Annotated in this window: 23 protein-coding genes; 17 read left to right on the forward strand and 6 right to left on the reverse strand. The window is 36.2% G+C overall.

The window, feature by feature from the left end:
* Positions 1-148 precede the first annotated feature (148 nt).
* Together I580_RS13250 and I580_RS13255 are read left to right on the forward strand one after the other, a co-directional pair.
* The gene (locus I580_RS13250) at positions 149-826 is read left to right on the forward strand and encodes a response regulator transcription factor (RefSeq protein WP_010772021.1); all 678 of its coding nucleotides are present in this window, start codon (positions 149-151) and stop codon (positions 824-826) included.
* A 13-nt stretch (positions 827-839) separates the two neighbouring features.
* Positions 840-1,967, forward strand: a complete 1,128-nt coding sequence (locus tag I580_RS13255; RefSeq protein ID WP_010772022.1) for a sensor histidine kinase — start codon at positions 840-842, stop codon at positions 1,965-1,967.
* Positions 1,968-2,175: 208 nt separating this feature from the next.
* On the opposite strand, the gene I580_RS13260 is transcribed toward I580_RS13255, so the two are convergent.
* On the reverse strand, positions 2,176-3,129 hold the full coding sequence (locus tag I580_RS13260; RefSeq protein ID WP_010772023.1) for a helix-turn-helix transcriptional regulator: 954 nt from the start codon (positions 3,127-3,129) through the stop codon (positions 2,176-2,178).
* A 193-nt stretch (positions 3,130-3,322) separates the two neighbouring features.
* Between I580_RS13260 and I580_RS16820 the strand changes: the two genes are divergently transcribed.
* Together I580_RS16820 and proC are read left to right on the forward strand one after the other, a co-directional pair.
* Complete coding sequence (locus I580_RS16820) at positions 3,323-4,309, forward strand: DMT family transporter (RefSeq protein WP_010772024.1); 987 nt, start codon at positions 3,323-3,325, stop codon at positions 4,307-4,309.
* A 22-nt stretch (positions 4,310-4,331) separates the two neighbouring features.
* Positions 4,332-5,144 (forward strand): pyrroline-5-carboxylate reductase, encoded by an 813-nt coding sequence (gene proC, locus I580_RS13270; RefSeq protein WP_010772025.1) that lies wholly within the window; start codon positions 4,332-4,334, stop codon positions 5,142-5,144.
* Between the two features lie 195 nt (positions 5,145-5,339).
* Here the strand turns inward: proC and I580_RS13275 are convergent, their stop codons facing one another.
* Positions 5,340-6,335 (reverse strand): tRNA dihydrouridine synthase, encoded by a 996-nt coding sequence (locus I580_RS13275; protein WP_010772026.1) that lies wholly within the window; start codon positions 6,333-6,335, stop codon positions 5,340-5,342.
* 188 nt (positions 6,336-6,523) lie between these two features.
* On the opposite strand from I580_RS13275, the gene I580_RS13280 reads away from it, so the two are divergent.
* The 4 genes from I580_RS13280 to yqeK all read left to right on the forward strand — a co-directional run bounded on the left by I580_RS13280 (position 6,524) and on the right by yqeK (position 9,392).
* Positions 6,524-6,946 carry a MarR family winged helix-turn-helix transcriptional regulator gene (locus I580_RS13280; protein WP_010772027.1) on the forward strand — a complete coding sequence of 141 codons (423 nt, stop codon included), beginning with the start codon at positions 6,524-6,526 and terminating at the stop codon, positions 6,944-6,946.
* Positions 6,947-6,982: 36 nt separating this feature from the next.
* On the forward strand, positions 6,983-8,062 hold the full coding sequence (locus tag I580_RS13285; RefSeq protein ID WP_010772028.1) for an LLM class flavin-dependent oxidoreductase: 1,080 nt from the start codon (positions 6,983-6,985) through the stop codon (positions 8,060-8,062).
* A gap of 11 nt (positions 8,063-8,073) precedes the next feature.
* A complete protein-coding gene (locus tag I580_RS13290; RefSeq protein ID WP_010772029.1) occupies positions 8,074-8,640 on the forward strand; it encodes an NADPH-dependent FMN reductase in 567 nt (188 codons plus the stop codon).
* A 161-nt stretch (positions 8,641-8,801) separates the two neighbouring features.
* Positions 8,802-9,392, forward strand: a complete 591-nt coding sequence (yqeK, locus tag I580_RS13295) for a bis(5'-nucleosyl)-tetraphosphatase (symmetrical) YqeK (RefSeq protein WP_010772030.1) — start codon at positions 8,802-8,804, stop codon at positions 9,390-9,392.
* Between the two features lie 101 nt (positions 9,393-9,493).
* Here yqeK and I580_RS13300 read toward each other — a convergent pair whose 3' ends face one another.
* Positions 9,494-11,266 (reverse strand): oleate hydratase, encoded by a 1,773-nt coding sequence (locus tag I580_RS13300; protein ID WP_010772031.1) that lies wholly within the window; start codon positions 11,264-11,266, stop codon positions 9,494-9,496.
* Positions 11,267-11,466: 200 nt separating this feature from the next.
* Positions 11,467-12,273, reverse strand: coding sequence for a hypothetical protein (locus I580_RS13305; protein WP_010772032.1), 807 nt, complete (start codon positions 12,271-12,273; stop codon positions 11,467-11,469).
* A gap of 189 nt (positions 12,274-12,462) precedes the next feature.
* On the opposite strand from I580_RS13305, the gene I580_RS13310 reads away from it, so the two are divergent.
* A complete protein-coding gene (locus tag I580_RS13310) occupies positions 12,463-12,885 on the forward strand; it encodes an Rrf2 family transcriptional regulator (RefSeq protein WP_010772033.1) in 423 nt (140 codons plus the stop codon).
* Between the two features lie 68 nt (positions 12,886-12,953).
* On the forward strand, positions 12,954-13,577 hold the full coding sequence (locus I580_RS13315) for an NAD(P)-dependent oxidoreductase (protein ID WP_010772034.1): 624 nt from the start codon (positions 12,954-12,956) through the stop codon (positions 13,575-13,577).
* 98 nt (positions 13,578-13,675) lie between these two features.
* Here I580_RS13315 and I580_RS13320 read toward each other — a convergent pair whose 3' ends face one another.
* Entirely contained in the window at positions 13,676-14,527 is an 852-nt protein-coding gene (locus tag I580_RS13320; protein WP_010772035.1) for a hypothetical protein, read from the reverse strand.
* A gap of 212 nt (positions 14,528-14,739) precedes the next feature.
* On the opposite strand from I580_RS13320, the gene I580_RS13325 reads away from it, so the two are divergent.
* A complete protein-coding gene (locus I580_RS13325) occupies positions 14,740-15,528 on the forward strand; it encodes a TraX family protein (protein WP_010772036.1) in 789 nt (262 codons plus the stop codon).
* Positions 15,529-15,592: 64 nt separating this feature from the next.
* On the opposite strand, the gene I580_RS13330 is transcribed toward I580_RS13325, so the two are convergent.
* Positions 15,593-16,768, reverse strand: a complete 1,176-nt coding sequence (locus I580_RS13330) for a hypothetical protein (RefSeq protein ID WP_010772037.1) — start codon at positions 16,766-16,768, stop codon at positions 15,593-15,595.
* Positions 16,769-16,947: 179 nt separating this feature from the next.
* On the opposite strand from I580_RS13330, the gene I580_RS13335 reads away from it, so the two are divergent.
* From I580_RS13335 to I580_RS13360, 6 genes are all read left to right on the forward strand, one after another.
* Positions 16,948-18,195, forward strand: a complete 1,248-nt coding sequence (locus tag I580_RS13335) for a competence/damage-inducible protein A (RefSeq protein ID WP_010772038.1) — start codon at positions 16,948-16,950, stop codon at positions 18,193-18,195.
* A gap of 107 nt (positions 18,196-18,302) precedes the next feature.
* Positions 18,303-19,355, forward strand: a complete 1,053-nt coding sequence (gene recA, locus I580_RS13340) for a recombinase RecA (protein ID WP_010772039.1) — start codon at positions 18,303-18,305, stop codon at positions 19,353-19,355.
* 258 nt (positions 19,356-19,613) lie between these two features.
* Positions 19,614-21,170, forward strand: a complete 1,557-nt coding sequence (gene rny / locus I580_RS13345) for a ribonuclease Y (RefSeq protein ID WP_010772040.1) — start codon at positions 19,614-19,616, stop codon at positions 21,168-21,170.
* Positions 21,171-21,336: 166 nt separating this feature from the next.
* Positions 21,337-22,989, forward strand: a complete 1,653-nt coding sequence (locus I580_RS13350) for a peptide ABC transporter substrate-binding protein (RefSeq protein WP_010772041.1) — start codon at positions 21,337-21,339, stop codon at positions 22,987-22,989.
* Positions 22,990-23,137: 148 nt separating this feature from the next.
* The gene (locus I580_RS13355; protein WP_010772042.1) at positions 23,138-23,389 is read left to right on the forward strand and encodes an ATP-binding cassette domain-containing protein; all 252 of its coding nucleotides are present in this window, start codon (positions 23,138-23,140) and stop codon (positions 23,387-23,389) included.
* Positions 23,390-23,547: 158 nt separating this feature from the next.
* Entirely contained in the window at positions 23,548-23,829 is a 282-nt protein-coding gene (locus I580_RS13360; RefSeq protein ID WP_034860292.1) for a hypothetical protein, read from the forward strand.
* Positions 23,830-24,047: the final 218 nt, after the last annotated feature.

The raw sequence follows: 24,047 nt of genomic DNA on the forward strand, positions 1-24,047 counted from the left end.
GAGCATTTACTAAAAGGATCGTTCGAATTTTTGTGAAGTTCACTTGGTTTTTCAAGGAGTTGCTTTTATCCTGCCGTTTCTTTAGAACATTACGGATAAATCGTAGAGTTCGTTTCCACTTTTTTAATACATAGTTAGGAGAAATGATATGCGTTTATTAGTTGTAGAAGATGACCCCGATTTGGGTATAGGAATATGTTTAGGACTGACGCGAAAGGGATACGCTGTAGACCATGCTAAAGACGGATACGAAGCGTTAGATATGTTAGAAGAAACAGACTACGATTTGGTAATCTTGGATTTATCTCTACCTTACCTAAATGGTTGGGAGGTACTAGAAAATATTCGGAAATATAATTTAGAGTTACGAGTGTTGATACTGTCAGCAAAAAGTTTTGTCGATGACAAGATTAAAGGTCTGGATATGGGGGCAAATGATTATTTAACAAAGCCTTTTGATTTTTCAGAACTAGAAGCCAGAATTCGAAACTTGCTAAGACAAAAAATCTCATTAGAGAAAAGTGAACTCGTGTATGAATCTTTGAGTTTAGATACTTTAAAAAGAACCGTTGAAGTGAATAAGATGCCAATCAACTTAACTAGAAAAGAGTTTGGCATTCTGGAATATCTCATGAAAAGTCCAGAAGAAGTATTTTCTGCAGAAAAAATAATTGAACATGTTTGGAATCGAGATGTCGATTTATTCTCTACTACTTTTAAGTATCACATCTACTCGTTAAGAAAAAAAATAGCTGAGAAAGATAATGAGACAGCGAAGCTGATTCAAACGATTCATGGAGTGGGTTATAAGTTATCGAATAAATAACAAAGGAGACAGCATGAGTTTACAAAAGCGAATTACATTATTGGTAAGTATAGTATTGATGAGCATGTTGGCATTGATGGTTTATTTTTCGTTAAATAGTGCAGTTGTATTGTTTTCAGTAGAACAATTAGGTGCGGGTTCCGCAACTAGTCACTCTGATTTATCAAACGCAGAAGATAGTGCACGTATCGTACTTAAACCTGAAGGGCTTAACAAGCAAGTTGCAGTGGCACAAAGAAAATTTTATATGCGGACGATTATCTTTCTAATTATACTAGGTGTGGTAGGAATAGTAGCAACGTATCTTCTAGTAGGAAGAAGTTTAAAATCGTTAGTAAATTTGCAAAAAGCGATGAATAAACTAGATAGTTCGATTTTAGGAAAAGAGTTGTTGGTAGAAGATTCCCAACCTGTAGAGATCCAAAAACTAGCTACTAGTTTTAATGAAATGAATATCCGGCTCAAGGATTCTTTCGTACGCCAAAAATTATTTCTAGATAATGCTGCTCATGAATTGAGAACGCCTTTGACCGTTATTACTACGTATGCTCAGCTGCTTCAAATGCAACATACAAATTATAGTAAAGAAGATCAAAAAATAATTGAGACGATACTTTTTAGTTGTAGTAAACTGGAAGGGATTTTGACACAATTGCTGTTGATATCTAATGAAAATGAGATAGAGATAGAGGAAAACATTGACTCAAATGCCTTAATCATGGAAGTGAGTAGTGAATTATCCGATAAGGCGCAAGAAAAACAGATGGTTATAAGGAATATAAGTAATCATAGCTACGTTTTTAATGGAAATAGGGTATTAATGGCGCTTGTTTTTAAAAATTTAATTGATAATGCTATAAAATATGGATCAAGTAATTCAGTTGTAGAAATAGATGTGAAAGATATGGATACATTTATCCAGTTTAGCGTTAAAAATTATGGGATAGGGATAAAACAAGAAGATAAGAAAAAAATCTTTGAGCCATTTTATAGAGTCGAAGAGTTGGATAGACAGGTAAAAGGAAGCGGTCTAGGATTAGCGCTTGTGAAAAAGATAATTGAAAAGCATTCTGGAAAGATCAGATGTGTATCCGAAGGTAATGAAGTGACTTTTTTGTTTACTTTGAGTAAATTTTGGTAACATAGAAAAGGAATAATACTTAGGTTTTAACAGATTATTTCTGGAAGAAGTAGTGTGTTTAAAAAGTATTTAAAATGACCAAGGAGTATAGTGTCTGTAGTAATGACTTCTATTTCTAAGATTCATACGGATTTCATGTGATTGGGCTGTAACTCGAAGAGTTATGGCCCAATCACTTTTTTAGTTTGAGATGTTTGGCTATTCAAGCTTAGAATTTTTTTGCACGACGGTAAGCACCAGGCGTATAGCCCGTTTCTTTTTTAAAGACTTTAAAGAAAAATGCTTTGTCGCTATATCCAAGATTTTCAATAATTTCTTGAATCGTTAAATCGGTTTGAGTTAAATATTGTTTAGCGTAATTTAAACGTAAGGCAATCAAGCATTCGGTAAAGGTTTGCTGTGTATTTTGTTTGACTAAACTAGACAAATAATTTGGATGAAAATGAAACTTTTTCGCTACATTTTCCAATGTCACTGTTTGTAGATGATTTTCCATATAACCTAAAACTTCAAAAATTAGTAATTCACTTGATATGAAGGAATCTTTTATGCATAATGCTTTGTCTGCTAGTTGGCTGATTTCAACAATTAATAATAAAAAGGCTGATTTTGTTACTTTATTATTAAAATAGCGCATTTTGACAATTTGTTTTAGGAGTAAAAGGCAATAGAAATGAACATCATCTGTAGTATCAAATGCAAAAACGTAATAGCGACCAATTTTTTCATCTTGCTTTTTTAAAGATTCAACGAAGAAACGATATAACGATGTTTCTTCAGAAAGTTGATTAAGTAGCGAATCAGAAAAATAGTCCGATTTAAAATAAAAGCTTACGATTTTCGTCTCTAAAGAAAGCTCCTCGTAATCAATAGTAGTGTATTGATTCGAAAGTATGAGTGTTCCCGCACAGTGATATAATTCTTTGCCATCTAAAAGCAGCTTTACTTCTCCTTCCAAAATATAGAGAATCCTAAGGTAGGGAGCAGAAAATTTTAGTGTTCCTTTTGTGTTCTGACAGACCAATGATGCGATTTGTCGTTTATCATCATGTTCAAAAGCTTGGAGTTCCTCAATCATACCTGTTTCAGATGTAATATAGCAGTCCAAGGTTTCCAAATAACGATAAAAATGTTCATGTTGTTGGTGTGTGAAGCGATACATTTCCATTCTCCTAATCTTTGAATAAGCTACTTTGTCCTTTGGTTTACCTATTTTCATTTTTTTCTAAAGTGATTATAATGGGTGGTAACTTGCAAGTAGTATTGTATTTTATCACATTGTGAAAAAGATAACAATACAAACGGCCGTGTTTCTAATGTTAGTAAAAAACACTTATGTACAAATGGAGGAAAACATGGATAATTTGTCAAAAAAAATAGCACCAAGTGCAACAGTCATAACAGTTGCCGCAATTTTAACAAATGTTATTTGGGGAACACCGTTTAAGTTGATCAAGATCATGAATACAGAAATGGGTATTAGTAAAGAAGCGTTTGGAGAAGAGTATCTCGGTCAAGTCCTGGCAACAATTAGTATTCGTTTCTTTATTGCTGGTTTAATGACATTGCTTTTCGCTGCAATTATTGGTCAAAATATACTGAAAGTCAATAAAAAACAATGGTCTGAAGTAGCTATTATGGGATTGGTTTCAACAACTGCTGCTTATTTTTTCTTTAATATTGCCAATGTAAATATTACTTCGACAATCAATTCAACTATCTTGGCACAATCAACAATCTTTTTTGCTGTACTACTTGCTCATTTTGTTTATAAAAACGATAAATTGACATCCACAAAAGGGATTGCTTTATTAATTGGTTTTGCGGGATTAATTATTTCTCAATTAACAAGTGGTACAAGTATTCAAGAGATGTTCTCTTTTTCACTGACCGGTGAAGGATTTATGCTAATATACGGATTATTAGCTGCTTTAGCAACAATGTTAGCCAAAAAGATTGGCTCATCCTTGAACTCGTTTGTTTTGACTGGATGGAATTTGATCATTGGTTCGATGTTCTTATTTATGATTGGATATGCTATGGGAGGACGTATAGAAGCAATTCATTGGACTGTCCTAGGCGTTGTCTTGTTAATTATTTTAGCAGCGGCCTCTGCTATCCCGTTTAGCTTATGGTATTGGTGTGCTCAATATGCTAACTTGAGTGAATTATCTGTGTACAAGTTTATCATGCCTTTATCAGGAAGTTTGCTTGCGGTTATATTAGGAGAATCGTTTACAATGTCATTGGCTATTGGGTTATTTTTAGTTTGTATATCCATTATTTTAATGAACAAACCCATGAAACAAAAGAAAGTGGTAGCTAAACCATTAGAAAGTTAAGGAAGAAGAGGAGATAGCGGAAATGAAAATTGGATTTTTAGGTGCAGGCAATATGGCGTGTGCAATCGTAGAAGGAATAATCAAAAAAGGATTTGTAAAAGCAGAAGATATTTATCTTTACGATATTTTGACAGATAAAGTAGCAGAATTCGCTAAAAAAAATGGCGCACAGGCAGTTATTGATCCTAAAACATTAGTTGAAACCGTGGATACACTTGTTTTAGCTGTAAAACCGAACGTGATCAAAGATGTATTGGCAGCGTCAAAAGAAGTGATTTTAAAGAATGATCCATTGATTGTATCTATTGCTGCTGGAACACCATTGTCTGTACTATATGAAGTGTTTGACACGGATCAAGCAATTCGTATTGTTCGCGTAATGCCTAATGTCAATGCACTTGTGGGAGAAGGAGCAGCAGCAGTTTGTGGTAATGAGTATGCCGATCAAACAGATGTAGCGTTGATTATTGAAATGTTTAATGCTGTGGGACAAGCTTGGGAATTGAGTGAGCAATATTTTTCAAACTTTACAGCATTGGCAGGAAGTTCTCCAGCGTATGCGTATCTATTTATCGATTCTATTGCTAGAGCAGGAGTAAAAAATGGAATGGCTAAAGATCGAGCGTTAGAAATTGCTGCTCAAGCAGTTTTAGGAAGTGCTAAAATGATTATCGAAAGTCAAGAAAACCCATGGACATTGATTGATCGTGTTTGTTCACCTGGAGGGACAACAGTAGCTGGTTTAGTAGAATTAGAAAATAATGCGTTTATTTCAACGGTAATTAAAGGCATAGATGCAACTATTGCGAAAGATCAAGAAATGAGTCAGTCTTAGATCCCTTGTTCTGCTTATTGTTAGAAGTTAAAACATATTAAAAATAAAAGGTGAGTGGGATGGAACTCTTCGATTCCTATCCCACTCACGTGTAATCTGGATAAATGGTAGTGAGAAGGTAGCTGTTATGTGACCGGAGCGAGGAGCTTTTGTCTCCGCCTTCTCGATTTTTCTAGCTATAGATTGTGACAAAGGCTAGTTTTCTAAGTTATCAACAGGAGAATCGGTTGATTTTTCTGTATAAAACTCTCCTAAAATCGTTCGAACTTCATCTGTAGATTTCGTCCCCATCAATTTCACCCGCAAGTCGCTAGCACCAGGAAATCCCTTAACATAAATTTTAAAAAAGCGATGCAATCCAACAATTGAGCGTGGAACCATTTTTGCATACTGATCCTGTAAATCAAGTTGCATCTCTAATAATCCAAGTAATTCTTGAGGCGTGTGCTTTTTCGGTTCCTTTTCAAATGCATAAGGGTTTTTAAAAATGCCTCGTCCTATCATAATCCCATCTACACCATATTTTTCTGCAAGCTGCAAACCAACCTGACGATCTGGAATATCGCCATTAATGGTGATCAATGTTTGCGGAGCAATACGGTTACGAATGTCCATGATTTGAGGAATTAGATCCCAATGAGCATCTACTTTACTCATTTCATTTCGCGTCCGTAAATGAACAGATAAGTTGGCAATATCTTGCTTCAATAAATGGGTGATCCAGTCTTCCATTTCCGCAATTTCTGCATACCCAATCCGTGTTTTAACACTAACGGGTAAACCACCAGCTTTTGCAGCTTCGATCAATTCAGCAGCTACTTCTGGTCGTAAAATCAAACCGCTCCCTTTGCCACGACCTGCGACATTAGGCACGGGACATCCCATATTCAAATCAATACCTTTAAAACCCATTTCAGCTAGGCCGATACTCATTTCTCTGAAAAATTCTGGTTTGTCTCCCCAAATATGCGCGACCATCGGCTGTTCATCTTCAGTAAAAACTAAACGTCCCCGCACACTCTCGATCCCGTCAGGATGACAATAACTATCTGAGTTCGTAAATTCTGTGAAAAAAACATCAGGTGCGCCAGCTTTTTGTACGACATGGCGAAAAACCACATCTGTTACATCTTCCATCGGTGCTAAAATAAAAAAAGGCTTTGGTAATTCTGCCCAAAAATTTGTTGTCATTCTATAATCTCCACTCTATTACTTTCGGTTACAATCTGAAAAACATAATCATTATACTAATAATAGTAGAAAGAATCAAAGAGAAGATTTGACTAACAGAGGTAGTATTTATAGTTTGCTTATTTTTAGTAAGTGTATTATACTAGCTTTATCAGTTTAGCCCTAAACTTAAAAAGGAGGATCAATCAATGGAAAAGTTATCACTCTCAGAAAAAGTAAAATTAAGTTGTTGGATGTCTATTTTGCAGTTTGTTCAAAAGAGTAATATTCAGTCCAATGAATTTCTAAAACAATATGACTTAAACGTTTCAAAATTTGATATGCTTCATCGGATTCAGGAAAATCAGCCGATCACACAAAAGGAACTTGGGGAGAAATTACTTCTTTCCAAAGGAGGTGTTTCGCAGATGATCAAGCAATTTGAAGCAGATGGCTGGATCACTCGTCAACAAGAATGGAAGGAAAAATACATCTCGTTGACGGATATTGGTCAAGAGCAGTTAGATACTTGCTTCCTTAAACAAAGTAAACAACAGGCATCTGCTTTTGACAATTTAACGAAACAGGAAGTCCTTCAACTAGCTAAAATTAGTAAAAAATTGATGAACTAATCCTATATTTAGAGAATGAAAAGGAAGTGCAGGAAAATGAACAAAAAATTGAATGAAAAATTCGGTATCGATTCTTCAAAAGGCATGGAAATTGGTTTATATTCACTAGGAGATCACGTGAAAAATCCAATGACAGGGAAGCTGATCAGTGAGCAAGAACGAATCAATGATATTATCGAAGCGGCAAAATTTGCTGATGAAGCAGGAATCGATGTGTTTGGTGTTGGTGAAAGCCATCAAAGTCATTTTATCGGACAAGCCAACCAAGTGATTCTATCAGCAATCGCAGCCCAAACAAAAGACATCAAAATTTCTAGTTCAGTCACCGTTTTAAGCACTAATGATCCAGTCCGAGTTTATGAAGAGTATGCTACATTAGATTTAATTTCAAATGGCCGTGCTGAGATCGTCGCAGGTCGAGGTTCCCGTGTGGGTGTTTATGAATTGCTGGGGTTTGATTTAAAAGATTATGAAGAATTATTCGAAGAAAAAATGCACTTGTTAAAACTATTGAATGAAGCCGCACCAAATGAACGAATGAATTGGGAAGGCGCATTCCGTGCGCCGCTACAAAACGCAGAAATCCTACCGCAACCAGTTCGTGGTCATTTACCTGTCTGGCGAGCAGTAGGCGGACCAGCAGATAGTGCTATCAAGGCTGGATTAGATGGAATTCCAATGATGCTGACAACATTAGCAGGACCGGCTCCTATTTTTAAACGTGCTGTGGATGCGTATCGTTTATCTTTAACAGAAGCAGGTTATGATGAGAAAGAATTCCCACTTGCTACGACGAGTTTGTTTTATGTTGCAGAAACGGGCAGTCAAGCACGTAAAGAAATGTATCCATTTTTAAATGCTGGTTGGTCAGCGATTCGTGGTGGAACTTATCCGAAACAACATTTTGCTCAATCAGCTGATAGTAGAGATACATTGATGGTTGGTGGCGTTAATGAAATTATCGAGAAGATGCTTTACCAATACGAATTATATGGACATCAACGTTTCATGGCACAAATCGATTTTGGTGGCGTGCCGCTTGATCTTGTGAAGAAAAATATTGAATTGATTGCGACAAAAGTGATGCCGGAAGTTAAAAAATATACCAAAGAATAGGGTGAACCTTTATGAAAATCGTAGCAATCATCGGCTCAGCTTTTGGTAGTAAGTCAAGAGTAGCTGTTAATTATACAATCAATAAAATAAAAGAAGTACGAGAAGATGCAGAAGTAGATGTGATTGATTTTTCTGAGATACAATTTCCATTCGCTGATGGTCGTGAATATCTTCAACATGAAGGTGAAGTTGGGGTGGCATTGAAAAAAATCATGGAAGCAGATGGCTTGATTATTGGAACACCCATTTTCCAAGCATCGATGCCTGGAACGTTGAAAAATTTGTTTGATATGTTGCCAGTCAATGCTTTTCGAAATAAGATGGCAGGTATGATCGTCACAGCTGGATCAGAAAAACATTTTTTGATTCCTGAACAACAAATTCGTCCGGTTTTAAGTTATATGAAAGCTAATTTAGTGCCGAATTATGTGTTTATTACGGATCAAGATATTATTCGCCAAGAAATCAAAAATCCTGATATTGAATTTCGCTTAGATCGATTTGTGGATGACTTTTTCTTATTGCTGGATACCTATCAAACAATGCTTCAACAAAAAGAAGCAGAATACGATTTTTAAAACATAGTTAATTATTTTAGGGTTTAGAACAAAAGTGAATGTTACTTTTGTTCTAAGCTCTTTTTATAGTGTAAAAAGCATAAGCTAACGCTTACTAAAGATGGTATCATAAAGGTAACTTTTCTAATAATGAATAACTTATGTGTAAGGAGACCTATAATATGGAAACATTCGATCAGAATAATTTAAAAAGTTTAGTAAAGAAATTTCTTGTTGAACAGAATTGTTTAAAAACGTATGATCACTGTATTTCTGTAGGAGATTATGCTTATGAATTAGGAAAAAATTACTTAGATGAACCAGATAAAGCTCGAACTGCAGGCTACCTACATGATATATCGGCAATTTACCCAGATGATCAAAGGGTCGATGTAGCCAAGAAAATGGGAATTGATTTATACAAAGAAGAATTAGAGCTTCCCATGATTATACATCAAAAAATCTCAAAGGAAATTGCGTTAAATGAATTCAATGTGACGGATCAAGCAATTCTGTCTGCTATTGAATGTCATACGACGTTAAAAGAGGATTATTCTGATTTAGATTTAGTTGTATTTATAGCAGACAAAATAAAGTGGGATCAACAAGGTGAACCACCTTATATTGAAGGCCTGATGGTTGCTTTGGATCATTCGTTGGAAGCATCGGCGTATTACTATATTGACTATTTATTGACGCATGATATTCAAGTGATCCACCCGTGGCTGAATGAAGCGTATGTGAAATTGAGAAAACAGTTAGCATCTGTTTAGTTTTTGTTTTTTGGAAAAAGATAGTGAAAAAACCAACTTGGCTCTCTTTCGTTAAAAGAGGCAAGTTGGTTTTTATATAATTACGATAGTTTCAATTTGCTTTACAATAAATCAGCATCTTTCAAAATATCTCCGATATACGTATCTTTCGTTTTCTCAACAAACTTCTCAACAATCTTACGTTCTACAAAAGGCAAGTCCATCTCAGTTAGTTTTTTCTTATCAGATAAGTAATAAACAGAATTCGCCAATGTCCGTAAATCGTAAGCAGAAGCAAAGACTTCAGGAACACCACGTTCAACATCCAGTAATTGATACACAGCTTCCATTGCAGTTCTAACAGAGTATTCAGTAGTGAACACTGTATCTCGCTTCGTTTCAGCAAAGTTCCCAATAAATGCTAAGTTCTTAGAACCGTTAGGAATTACTAACGGACGATCACCAGGTTCGCGTAACATGAAATAAGAAGTGATAAACGGCATATAAACTGGAATCGCTACACAAGAATTTTGAGCAAATTTAGCGATGTCTTCTTCAGGAACACCTAAGTGATACATCAATTCTTGAGCAATCTCTGAACCTGAACATTGTTCGATTGGTTTTTTAATGTAATTACCTGGAGTATTGGATAACAAACCATAAACCCAAGTGATCGATTGTTGTTCATTTTGTTCTTTAAAATGAGGTTGGCGGTGCATCGCAAAACTCATCAACCAGTTGGAGTCTTTAATAGTGATAATTCCACCAGTCACGATTTTTCCAGTTCTTATTTTACGATGAGTTAATCTAGAAATATAAGGCTCGATATCAAAGTTTTCCCACGTTACAGTAGCGGAAACGAACCAACTTTCTTCTGGTAAATTCTCACAAAAGACATCAGGATTACCAAATTCTGGAGATTGTTTTGCTAAGTTTTTCCATAAATTCCAGCTACCGCCTAAATCATGTGTGATCGGTGCAGGAGTATGGTGATCTCCTTCTGTCGAACTTTCAGTGATCGATCCATTTGTGACAAAAACTAAATCATTTTCAGTTAAATGAATTTCTTCGGTTTTTCCAGCTCTTGTTAGTAAGATGCTTTTTGCAACTTTGCTATTTTCTGTGATATCGACTTTGATATCCTTGATTTTTGTTTCATATTGGAAGTCTACGCCATTGTCTTTTAAAAAGCTCAACAAGGGTTTGACTAAAGATTCAAATTGATTGTAGCGTGTAAATTTCAATGCTGTAAAATCTGGTAAGCCCTTGATATGATGGATAAAACGCATCACGTAGCGCCTCATTTCGATAGCAGAGTGCCATTTTTCAAAAGCGAACATCGTACACCAGTATAACCAAAAATTGGATTCAAAGAATTCCTCAGTAAAGACATCTTCGATTCGTTTGCCGATTAGGTTATCTTCTGATGTCATAAATAAATCGACTAATTCTTTTTGGGCTTTTTTAGATAACGTAAATTCACCGTCATCAGCTGCACGCTCACCGCGATTATAAATGATACGACAATTTGAAGAGTTAGGATCGTCATGATCTAGCCAGTAAAATTCATCTAATACAGAAGCATCTTCTACCTCTAATGAAGGAACGGAACGAAAAAGGTCCCATAAACATTCAAAATGATTCTCCATTTCACGACCACCGCGCGTAACAAAACCATCATGGGGAATGAATTTTCCATCCAAAGAGCCGCCTGATAAGGATAATTCTTCAAAAATATGGATATGTTCACCTTTCATGTGTCCGTCACGGATCAAAAAGACTGCTGCTGCTAAACCGGCTAAGCCTGCGCCAACGATATAGGCATTCTTTTCATCAACGCCTTCTGGTTTTCTGCTTCTTGCAAATGCTTCATAGTTTCCACTTACGTACTTCATAAAAATATCCCTCCTGATTGTTGATTTGATACAACGTCATTGTAACAAGGAACATTTTTGCTAACAAAAGATAGCTGTACGAAATTAGACAGTTAGGGGATTGTGTCTGGAAAATAGTTTTAGACGGGAAAAAGCCCTCAAGCGTGTTAAGCGCCAAAAGAGCTTACTAACTATATTCATCTAGAAAGGAGATGCGGTGATTACTGAACGACAGTCCATTCATTAAGGGTTTTACCAGTGGCATCAATCAATTCCAGCCAACTATTTGTCCCGCCGAAATATAAAAACAAGCCAACTTCATTGACGCTTTTTAAAATAATATCTTCTGTCGTCACATTGTTTTTAACCTTATCCTTATGATCTTCTCTGATTCTTTGCCCCATTTTTGCAGAAAAGCCTAGAGAGCCATCTTTATTAAGGGGTGGTTCGGCCATCATTGTTGCCCCAGCTTTTAAAAGCATTTCATTTCGTTTATGCCAAAGAGCAGTGGCTTTGCTGTCTCTTGTATCAATGAAGAATTCGATCTGACTGACTTCTTTGGTCCATTTATGTCGTGCTTTGGCAGGTTTGGCTTTGGTTTTTTTAGCTTCTTCGTGCTGTTTTAGGCGATAGCCGAACTTTTCAAGCACTAAAAGGACTTCATCTTTGTAGGCTGTGACTGTTTTTTTCTGACTTGCTGGAATTTTTGTTTCTAACTCAGGTATATGAGTAAGCGTGATATTGTTTTCAACGGCTTCTGTGATAAACTGTTGGACTAGATAGTTCAGTTCGATATCCCAGGATGGAGCAATTGTGATTACTTTATTAAAATCTAATTCATTTTCGAAAGTACCTGCTGTGGCTTTTCCTATCGAAATAATGGTGTTGTCTTTAATTAAAATATAGACTACGGGCTGATCCAATGTGATATTTTCACTGTGATCAAATATGTCGACGACTCCTTGATGCTCGTTAAATTCAATCGTTGTTTTTGCTTCTGAGATAAGGACAGATAGTTTGATTTCCATGTTAAGCTCCTTTAGAAACAGAATGTATTTTTAGTGTCGATTCGTTGTATTGAGGTACTGCTTATTTTTAATTTTATCATGAAAGTAAAAATAAATCTTTTAACATAAGTTTATCTATTGACATTTTTAAGTAAACGCAGTAAGATTTAAATGTAACTAAGAATGTTACTAAGAGTTGGAGTGATAGACATGGCCATGTCGACGAAATTAAGTGTGGCAATCCATATTCTCAGTTTGATCGAAATCGGTCCGCCCGATCGTGTGAATTCTGAATTGATTGCATCAAGTGTAAATACGAATCCAGTCGTTGTCAGACGATTGATGAGCAAGCTAAAAAAAGCTGGGCTCATTCATACAAGCAGAGGGGCGACCCAAACATATTTGCTGAAAAAGCCAGAAGATATCTCCCTTTATGATATTTACGAAGCAGTTGAATTAGATCATGAAGTATTCAATATTCATCAAAATCCTAATCCAAACTGTTTAGTAGGAGCAAATATCCAAACGGCTTTAGAAGAACAATATACTAAAGTACAGCATAGTATGGAATCAGAATTAAAAGAGATTGTTTTATCTGATGTGATTCATCAAATCAAGCAACAAGAGACCTAAACGTGTCTCTTCTCTTTTTAGATTTAAATGTAACAAAAAAAGTTTCATTAATAGAAAGGAAGATAAACATGAAAGTAGCAATTTTAGGAGCAAATGGTAAAGCAGGTTCAGCAATTTTGAAAGAAGCAAAAAAAAGAGGTTTAGAGGTTACAGCGATCGTTCGTAATGCAGCGAAAATAACTGATGGTACACCTGTCATTGAAAAAGATGTTTATGGTTTGACTACAGATGATGTAAAAGGGTTCGATGTTTTAGTCAGCGCGTTAGGTTTTTGGGGAGATGTGAATGAATTTACTGGTTCAACACAACATTTGATCGATATTTTAACAGGTCAAAAAACACGTTTGTTCGTTGTTGGAGGGGCAGGAAGCTTATTCGTAAACCCTGAACATACTGTGCGTTTGAGTGAGACACCTGATTTTCCAGAAGCATACAAACCTTTGGCAACGGCTATGGGTAAAGGTTTAGATTTACTTGAATCTGCGAAAGATGTACATTGGACATATATCAGTCCAGCAGCAGAATTCGATGCTGAAGGTGCCGCAACAGGAAGTTATGTTGTTGCAGGTGAAGAATTAGAAACAGATAAAGATGGAAAGAGTTATATTTCTTATGCTGATTATGCAGTTGCAATGGTGGATGAAATTGAAAAAAATGTACATCCTAACCAACGTTTCAGTGTTCATCAATAAATAGAAGTAAAAGTTATTTTTCATTAAAAAAAAGTTGCCGTATTTGTACTCAGGTCATATAGACTTAAATGCAAATACGGCAATTTTTATAAGTTTGATTAATCTACCCAGCGTATAGGAATATTGATGGATCCGTAATAATAGTTTAAATCCTCATCGGCACTAGCAGTAAATGTTAGATGGCTTGCAGAAGTAGGAATATTTTGCCAACTGATCAATCCATCTTTAGAAACATCGGAAGTGAAGTCATCAGTTTCAACTGAATCATCATCAGAATTTTCAGGATATTCAAAATAAACTTGAGAATATTTTACATCCTGCTTAAATTGATCAGATAAAACAATCGGTTTTAGTAGTTCATAGTGGTTGTTTTTCTTGCTCAAGGTGATTTTTGGCAAGTTACCATCAGTACTAATATGGATTCTCTTTAAATTATTTTTATTGGACAAGGCAGAAATGTCGGTTAATGCTATATTTTCTTTACGGTCGCTAAATCCGTCATACATAAATTCCTCGATTTTATCCAATTTTTCAAAGTCAATAAGTGTATTATTATTTGTTCCAGACATGTAAAATCGTTTAATGTTCGTTAAATTTCTTATTGGTCTAAAATCAGAAACCCCGCCACCTTCAACATATATATCCTCTAGATTTTTAAAAGCACTAAACCCTTGGAAGCTAGCTACCCCAGTCTCTGCTTCTCCGTGAATATGTTTGATTTTCAAAAAATCTGTTTTTAGAATTAAATTGTTTCCTTCGGTTGGTTCTATGTTTCCTTCGTGGTCATAGAAGCCAATAGTTGAGAATATTGGATTAATTTGTACAGAATTATATTGATCCCATTTTTCTTCGGTAGTTTGATATGCTTCTACAGGTGTGGAATGAAATACATTAAATCCACCAACAAGCAATAAAGCTACCAACAACTTTTTCTTTTTTCTTTTTCGCATATGATCTCTCCTTTATTATAAATAACATGTTTATTTTATCACAATGTATTGGAACAAGTGGATCAACAACAGATAAAATAGTTCGTTTTTTTGACATGATATTTTTTTAAATAATTTACGTGACAAAATTGATAGATTTTTGAAAGATGATTCTAAGGTAAAAAAGGACCCTTTATTTTATAATACGTTAGATTAGTAAGGAGCGTATTATAATGGATAATGTAACAATAGGTAAGTTTAAAGGGTTTACGACATTCGACTTAAAAATCATTGGGATCGTTTTGATGTTCATCGATCATATTCATCAAATGTTTGTTCCGATGGGAGTGCCAAATTGGTTGGATTGGTTCGGGAGACCTGTTGCAACGCTGTTCTTTTTTGTTAGTGTGATTGGTTTTAGTCATACGAGAAGCAAAGAAAAATATATGTTGCGTTTGTATCTAGGGATGGTACTAATGACTCTGGGTAGTTTCTTTTTACAAAAAATTGTAGGATATGAAGAAGTTCAGTTGATGAACAATATTTTTCGTGATCTTTTAGTGGGAACATTGATGATGTATGGCATCGATAAAATTTCAGAAGGGCGCGCAAGTAAAAAAATCGGTAAGATATTATTTGGGATCGCCATAATATTATTTCCAATCGTCTCATCAGGGATTTTGCTTTCCCTTATGTCAAATCCAAGTACGATCATGGTAGCAGTTTGGGGAGCGAACTTTATTCCAGCATTATTATTCGCTGAAAATAGTGTAATGGTCTTGTTGATTCCATTGATGTATCTAGCCAAAAACCAACGTTGGTTGCAATGTTTGATGATTGCTCTGGTTGCAGTACTATTCTTTTTTCAAGGTTCAACACAATGGATGATGATTTTTGCTGTGATTCCGATTATGTTGTTCAATGGAGAAAAAGGGCGAGGAATGAAAAACTTCTTTTATGTCTTTTACCCGCTGCATATTTGGATTTTGTATTTAATTTCTGCTTATATGTTTACACATTGATTTATTGATGAAAAAATAGGCCTTCCCATGATTGGAAGAGCCTATTTTTTTGTCTATGATGCGTTTAATAACATTTGGAACAAGGAGTCAGCCCTCTCGCTTGGGCCTCTTCTAATGTCGCTGGCGTATAGGTTCCATTGCCGCATTTACGATTGTGGTATTTTGATCCAGTTGGCGTAACTAAGACCGTTTGCCCAGTTCCTTGTGTATCTGGAGCAGGGGTTTCTGGTGTTTGAGCGGCAGCGGCGACTTGTGCTTGTTGTTCCTCAGCTGCTTTTTGCGCTTCTTGTTCTGCTTTCTTTTGTGCTTCGGCCACTTTTTTTGCTTCTTCTTTTTGAGTAGCAAGTGTTTGTTTGACATTGTTTATGCGGTTTGTTAAGTCAGTATTGCCGTTTGGTAGTTCTTTGATTCTGGCAATTGCTTGATTGTAATGCTCGTCTGTTGGTTCCTGTTCGGCTTTTTCTACGGCTTCACGAGCAGAAGCGATTTGTTTTTCAGTTTTTTCTTTTGCTGTGATTTTTTGTTGAACGGTTGTTAAACGTTTTAGTAACTCTTCTTTATTTAAAGTTGCTTTGGCGACTAAAGCTGTGGCTGAATCAACATGTTCTTTTGTTTGTTTGGTTTCAGCCAGTTCCACAGCTTCATAAATCGGTACGTTTTCTTTTACGATGGCTAATCGTTTGGTGAAGTCCTTTTGCTCCTTAGTCAATGAAGTAATACGCGTTGCAGCCTCGTCATAATTTTTTTGAGTGGGTTTACTTTCAGCTAGTGTTAGGGCAGTTTCGGCTTTTTTCAGTGTTTCTTGGTCTTGTTTTTCTTCATTTAAAAATGCCACGAAAGCTTTTGATGGTTTGACTTCGATTGTTTCAGCTTTGTCTTTATCGCCGATAGAAGCGACAAATGTTAGTTTTTGCGGCTGGTCGTCTTTTAACGTAACTTTATACGTAAATTTGCCGTTTTCTGTTTCGATTTTTTCTCCATCAAGCGTGATACTACTTTCGTCATTGGTTTTTCCCTTGATTATTGCGGTTCCTTGATCGTTTGTTTCTATTGATTTATCAGCAATGTCAACACGTGGTGATGTTGGTAACGCAAAACCTGCTCCAATCATCAGGATAAAACTAGCTCCTGTTAAAAGTAAGGCTTTCTTTTTCGGTTGTTTTTTGAAGACGGCTTTCACTGAAAGAACGCCTCCAACTATAATTCCTAAAAAACTAATAAGTGCAATAAATTCTAGCATATTTTTCGTTTCCTCCTTTTTAATCAATATACAAATTGTATCATATTATTATACAAATGATAAATATAGTGACGTTTGAAAATATAAATCCAATAGGGCGTTTGGCAGTAATAAAAAAAATTCCTGTGATAAAATGAAATAAGAATCATTTACGTATCTTATTAGAGAAGAGGAGAAAAATGAAAGCAGAGATCATTGCAGTTGGTACAGAGTTACTGCTAGGACAAGTCGTTAATACAAATGCGACTTTTCTATCAGAAGAGTTAGCAGATTTAGGAATCGAGGTGTATTATCATACCGTTGTAGGAGATAATCCACAGCGTTTGGAACAATTGTTAGTTGAAGCTGAGGGGCGTAGCGATTTGATCGTTTTGTGCGGTGGCTTAGGTCCCACAGATGATGATTTGACCAAAGATACCGTTGCTGCACATATTCAGCATTCTTTGGTGCAAGATGAACAGGCGCTTGCTCGTCTTAAAGAATTTTTCAAGTTTTCAAAACGCAAAATGACAGAGAACAATTTAAGGCAAACGTTGATGATCGATGGAGGAATTGCGGTTCAAAATCCTACTGGGCTTGCAGTTGGTACATTGATCACTGACAATGAGAAGACTTATTTATTATTACCAGGACCTCCCAATGAACTACAGCCCATGTTTCAGCAAAATGCCCGTCCGCTACTAGAAGAACTTTTCCCGCAATCGGAGCAGTTGATATCTAGAGTACTGAGATTTTATGGGATTGGTGAATCTCAATTGGTGACCGAATTAAAAGAGTTGATCGATACTCAAACCAATCCAACAATCGCGCCTTACGCTAAACCAAATGAAGTAACATTACGCTTAACAGCTAAGATTGCTGATGAAAGAATGGGTCAGAAGTTATTGGATAACCTGGAAAGTGTGGTCATGGACAAAGTCGGGGAGTATTTCTACGGCTATGGTGACGAGAATAGTTTAGTAAAAGTCACCGTTGATGCATTAAAAAAATATGGAAAGACTGTAACCGCGGCAGAAAGTCTAACGGCTGGTCTTTTTCAAAGTACATTAGGAGATATTTCGGGTGTTTCAGAAGTATTTAAGGGCGGTTTTGTCACGTATTCTGCTGAGACGAAGGCCCATTTTTTAGGTATTGATCCTGCAATGCTTGAAAAAGAAGGAACAGTGAGTGAGGCTTGCGCGATCGCAATGGCCGAACAAGCAAGACAATTAGCGAATGCTGATTTTGCGGTATCATTTACAGGAGTAGCAGGTCCGAATGAATTAGAAGAACAACCAGCAGGAACGGTCTGGATCGGCTTAGCAGAAAAAGGACAGCCGACAATAGCTGTGCTTCAACATTTTAATCGCGATCGATCTTATATTCGTCAAAGCGCTGTAATGAAAGGTTTAGACCTGATTCTAAGAGCCGTAGAGAAGAAAAAATAAAAAGGCGAATGTTTGTTCGTTTTTCTCTTGCTTTTTTTAAATAAACCAGTTATGATGTATTTATTGAAAAGGAATTTAAATCGTTTATATATAAGGAGGATTATCGATTGGCAGATGATCGTAAAGTGGCTTTAGATGCCGCACTAAAAAAAATCGAAAAGAACTTTGGTAAAGGTTCAGTAATGAAATTAGGGGAGAAGATCGACCAACAGATTTCAACTATCCCTAGTGGATCGCTAGCATTGGATGTGGCCTTAGGTGTCGGTGGTTATCCTCGTGGACGGATCGTTGAAGTTTATGGACCAGAAAGCTCAGGTAAAACAACTGTTGCATTGCATGCAATCGCTTCTGTTCAAAAACAAGGCGGAACAGCTGCTTTTATCGATGCAGAGCATGCTTTAGATCCTCAATATGCGCAAGCATTAGGCGTAAATATTGACGAATTGCTACTTTCACAACCTGATACTGGTGAACAAGGTTTAGAGATCGCTGATGCGCTAGTTTCCAGTGGTGCGATCGATATTGTTGTTATTGACTCAGTAGCAGCTCTAGTACCTCGTGCAGAGATTGATGGAGAGATGGGTGCGAGTCACGTTGGGTTGCAAGCACGTTTGATGTCACAAGCATTACGCAAGCTCTCAGGTTCAATCAATAAAACGAAGACGATTGCAATTTTCATTAACCAAATTCGTGAAAAAGTCGGAGTGATGTTTGGTAACCCTGAAACAACGCCTGGTGGTCGCGCCTTGAAGTTCTATGCGACTGTTCGTTTAGAAGTTAGACGTGCAGAACAATTGAAGCAAGGAACAGACATTATTGGGAACCGCACAAAGATCAAAGTTGTTAAAAATAAAGTTGCTCCACCATTTAAAGTAGCTGAAGTGGATATTATGTACGGTCAAGGAATCTCCCAAGAAGGTGAGTTACTTGATATGGCTGTTGAAAAAGATATTGTCGACAAGAGTGGTGCATGGTATAGCTATAAGGAAGAACGAATCGGCCAAGGTCGTGAAAATGTCAAAGTCTACATGACTGAGCATCCGGAAATGGTTGAAGAAGTTTCTAAACGTGTTCGTGATGCATTTGGTATTGGTGACGGAACGGCGATAGTTGAAGAAGAGCAAGCCCAAGAAGAACTTCTTCTGGATGATGAAGAATAATATCAAGTATAAAGCAAACCAATGAGCGCAGTTCAGCGCTTTTTATTGGTTTGTTTTTTTGCTTAGCTAGGATTCTGTTAAGTGTCGGGACTCTTTCAATCAGAAAGGGCTTTTTTAAGTTGACACACTGGTGTACAAACATTAGAATAAAGTTGTGTGCTAAACACGTATGCAAGTAGGCATATTGATAATTGATTATAGTTTATCAGAAAACTACATGAATATTGAAAAATTGAAGATAGTACGGAGGTGGAAACAATGGGTTTAGAAATTCTCCTCGCTATCATCGGTTTAATTGTCGGTCTTGGTTTAGGGTTAGTCGTTGCAAAATCACGTCATGAGAAGGCTATAGATGGTGCAAAGTCCTCTGCAGAAGGCATAATTGAAAGTGCCAATAAAGAAGCAGAGACTCTGAAAAAAGAAGCTTTATTAAAAGCTATGGAAGAAAACCAGAAGTATCGTTCAGAAATTGAAAGTGAGTTGAAAGAAAGCAAAGTAGAACTTAAATCTCAAGAAAATCGTTTATTACAAAGAGAACAAACATTAGATCGTAAAGATGATTCTCTTGAAAAACGTGAAAACTCACTGGAAGAAAAAGAAGAGAAACTTGGTGCTAGACAGCAATTAATTGATGAGCGAGAAAAAGATGTAGAAGAACTAGTTGAAAAGCAACATCAAGAAATAGAACGTATTGCTTCACTATCTAAAGATGAAGCAAAAGATATTATTATGAAATCCACAGAAGAAGAATTAAGTCATGAATTAACGGTAATGGTCAAAGAATCTGAACAACGTGCCAAAGAAGAATCAGATCGGAAAGCTAAAAATTTACTTTCTCTAGCGATTCAACGTTGTGCGGCGGATTCAGTTTCTGAAACAACTGTTTCTGTTGTTAGCTTACCAAACGATGAGATGAAAGGAAGAATCATTGGACGTGAAGGACGGAACATTCGTACATTGGAAACCCTAACTGGGATTGATCTGATTATTGATGATACGCCAGAAGCCGTGGTACTTTCAGGATTTGACCCAATTCGTAGAGAAATCGCTCGTATGACATTGGAAAAATTAATTCAAGATGGACGGATTCATCCAGCCCGCATTGAAGAAATGGTTGAAAAATCTCGCAAAGAGATGGATGAGCGAATCCGTGAATATGGTGAGCAAGCAGCCTTTGAAGTGGGTGCTCATACATTACACCCAGACTTGATCAAGATTCTAGGGCGTTTACGTTTCCGTACAAGCTATGGGCAAAACGTATTAAATCACTCGATCGAAGTAGCGAAATTAACTGGTGTCTTAGCTGCAGAAATTGGTGAAGATATTCAATTAGCGAAACGTGCTGGATTGCTACATGATATTGGTAAAGCATTGGATCATGAGATCGAAGGATCTCACGTTGAAATTGGTGCTGAACTTGCTGCTAAATACAAAGAAAATTCAACAGTTATCAATGCGATTGCCTCACATCATGGTGATGTAGAAGCGACGTCTGTTATTTCAGTATTAGTAGCAGCAGCGGATGCTTTATCAGCTGCTAGACCAGGTGCTCGTAGCGAATCAATGGAAAATTACATTCGCCGCTTAGAAAACCTAGAAAATATTTCTAATGGATTTGAAGGCGTCGAATCTAGCTTTGCTGTACAAGCAGGACGTGAAGTTCGCGTGATGGTCAAACCAGATGAAATCACAGATTTAGAAGCTGTTCGTTTAGTTAGAGATATTCGTAAGAAGATCGAAGACGACTTGGATTACCCAGGTCACATCAAAGTGACTGTTATCCGTGAAACACGTGCAGTAGATTATGCAAAATAAGTAACTCTCAAAAGAAGCAAGGCCTTAGGGCAGATTGCTTCTTTTTTTATTTATATTAGAAAAAATTCAGAATATTTTTACTAAACCCACTATGGAGCTTTAATTGTGACCAACATAGAACTTTGATATATTCGGTGTAGATTTTATTAAATTGGGGGTTTTTTAGATGAAATTAAAGAAAAGTGCCTTACTAGGCTTGATTGCTGTATCAAGCATTGCCTTAGCCGCATGTGGCGGAAACTCTAAAAATGCCGACGGTGGGTCTGGTAACGACGAAAAAGTATTTAGATACATTGAAAGACAAGAAATGCCTAGTGCAGATCCTTCATTAGCAACAGATGAAGTAAGTTTTGTTGCCTTGAATAATGTTTACGAAGGAATTTATCGCTTAGATAAAGATAGTAAGCCTCAACCAGCTGGCGCTTCTGAAAAAGCAGAAGTCAGTGAAGATGGTTTGACGTACAAAATTAAACTAAGAGAAGATGCTAAATGGACAGATGAAAAACCAGTGAGGGCAGCTGATTTTGTTTATGGTTGGCAAAGAACGGTTGATCCTGCCACAGGGTCAGAATATGCATATATGTTCAATTCTGTAAAAAATGCTGAAAAGATTTCCAAAGGCGAAATGAAAAAGGAAGATTTAGGCATAAAAGCAGTTGGCGATTATGAGCTAGAAATCACGTTAGAAAAAGCAACACCCTATTTTGATTACTTATTAGCATTTCCTTCGTTTTTACCACAAAGACAAGATATTGCTGAAAAATATGGTAAAGACTATACAACGACTAGTGATAAAGCAGTATACAATGGTCCGTTTACTTTAACTGATTTTGATGGACCAGGTACAGATACAAGTTGGTCCTACTCAAAAAATGATAAATATTGGGATAAAGATACAGTTAAATTAGATAAAGTAGCGATCGATGTTGTGAAAGAAGCACCGACATCATTGAACTTGTTCCAAGACGGTCAAGCTGATGAAGTACCATTGTCAGGTGAATTAGCCCAACAAATGAAAAATGAACCTGACTACATTGTTTTAAAAGGTGCATCAACATTCTATCTTGAACCAAACCAAAGAGAAGAAAATTCACCTTATCGAAATGTAAATCTACGTAAAGCATTATCTTATGCAATTGACCGCAAAGCCTTAGTTGAGCAAATTTTAGCGAATGGTTCTGCTGTTCCAATGGGCTTAGTCCCAGAAGGCTTAGCAAAAGATCCTAAAACGGATGAAGATTTTGCTAAAGAATTAGGCGATGAAGTTACTTATAATGTCGATAAAGCAAAAGAATCATGGAAAAAAGCGAAGGATGAATTAGGCGTTTCCAAAGTATCAATTGATTTATTGATTGATGATACCGATAATGCTAAGAAAATGGCTGAATATCTTCAAGGCTCATTATCTGATACGTTAGAAGGATTAAAAGTATCGGTCAGCCCAGTACCATTTTCAGTCCGCTTAGATCGCTCAAATAAAGGAGATTTCCAAATCGCTGTTAGTGCTTGGGGGGCAGATTATGCAGATCCAAGTAGCTTCTTAGATTTATTTACTACAGGTAATTCTTATAATAGAGGACATTATTCAAATCCTGAATACGATAAATTAGTTGAAAGTGCTGCAACGACGAACGCAAATAATTCAGAAGCACGTTGGCAAGATATGCTAGATGCAGAAAAAATCTTAATGGACGATATGGGTGTCATTCCATTGTATCAAAAAGCTGAAGCACATCTTCGTTCTGACAAAGTTAAAGATGTTGTATATCATTCAACTGGTGCAAAATACGACTTCAAATGGACTTACATCGAAGATTAAAAATAAGTGAAAAACTCTTTCAGAGATAATCTGGAAGAGTTTTTTTTGCTGTCTACATGACAAATGTCATAGAGAGTCATGACAAGTGCATCTAACACAATCCCCGAGCATTAGGTAAGATAAGTACATAAGCAAAGGGGAGAAAAAAATGATTACAGTAAAGAATCTAACAAAAACAAGCAAGAATAAAACAATCTTAAAAAATGTATCACTAACCGTCGATAAAGGAGAAATCATCGCTTTAGTCGGACCAAATGGCGCAGGGAAAACAACCTTGATCAATTGTCTAACGGGGCTGATTCGCCCAACAAGTGGTGAAATCAAACTCTTTGGGAAAAATCCAATGAATAAAAAAATAAAATCAATATTGGTGTCATGCTTCAAGAAAGTACGACGTTAGAAAATGTTAAAGTCAAGGAGCTGTTTACGTTATTTCGCAGCTTTTATCCACAGCCATTGTCACTAGAAGAATTATTGGATTTGACCAGCTTAAATGAACATTAAAATACCTACACAACTCTTAGAGGTAAAGAATATACCATTAAAGATGTAAAAGAAGTGAAACAATCTAATTCTAAATTAGCTTATTATCTTGAAGGGCTTAATCAGTGGGTATTAGAACAAGATGTAAAGCCTTATGCAACACCTCTATTAAATAAAAATGTATTATTATTATCGAAAGCAAGTAATGCTCAGACTGGAGAGTTTATCGATCCGTCCTTGAGGAATAAACGATACTCAGCAATACAGGTGAAGCCAGTAAGACAATCCAATTCAAAATTGGCTTACTATTTAAATGGACTGAACAAATGGATTTTAGAGCAAGATCTTTCCCAATAATAAATTCATTTTCTTAAGTGTTACTATCTAAAATAATAACTACGTGCAAAGAGCTTAGACTTATGTCGCAAGCTCTTTGTTTGTTTTGAAATAGTTCAATGAGGTATACCTTATTAAATAAATCTTAAATGCCGCTATGACAGTAATAAAAAATGGTCAATAAAGTTGTTCAAAAATGGTTTAGGATGAAGTTGATCTCTATACTATTCACTTATGGC

Origin of the sequence: Enterococcus caccae ATCC BAA-1240, assembly GCF_000407145.1 — a bacterium.
In the GTDB taxonomy this organism is placed as follows: Bacteria; Bacillota; Bacilli; order Lactobacillales; family Enterococcaceae; genus Enterococcus_L; species Enterococcus_L caccae.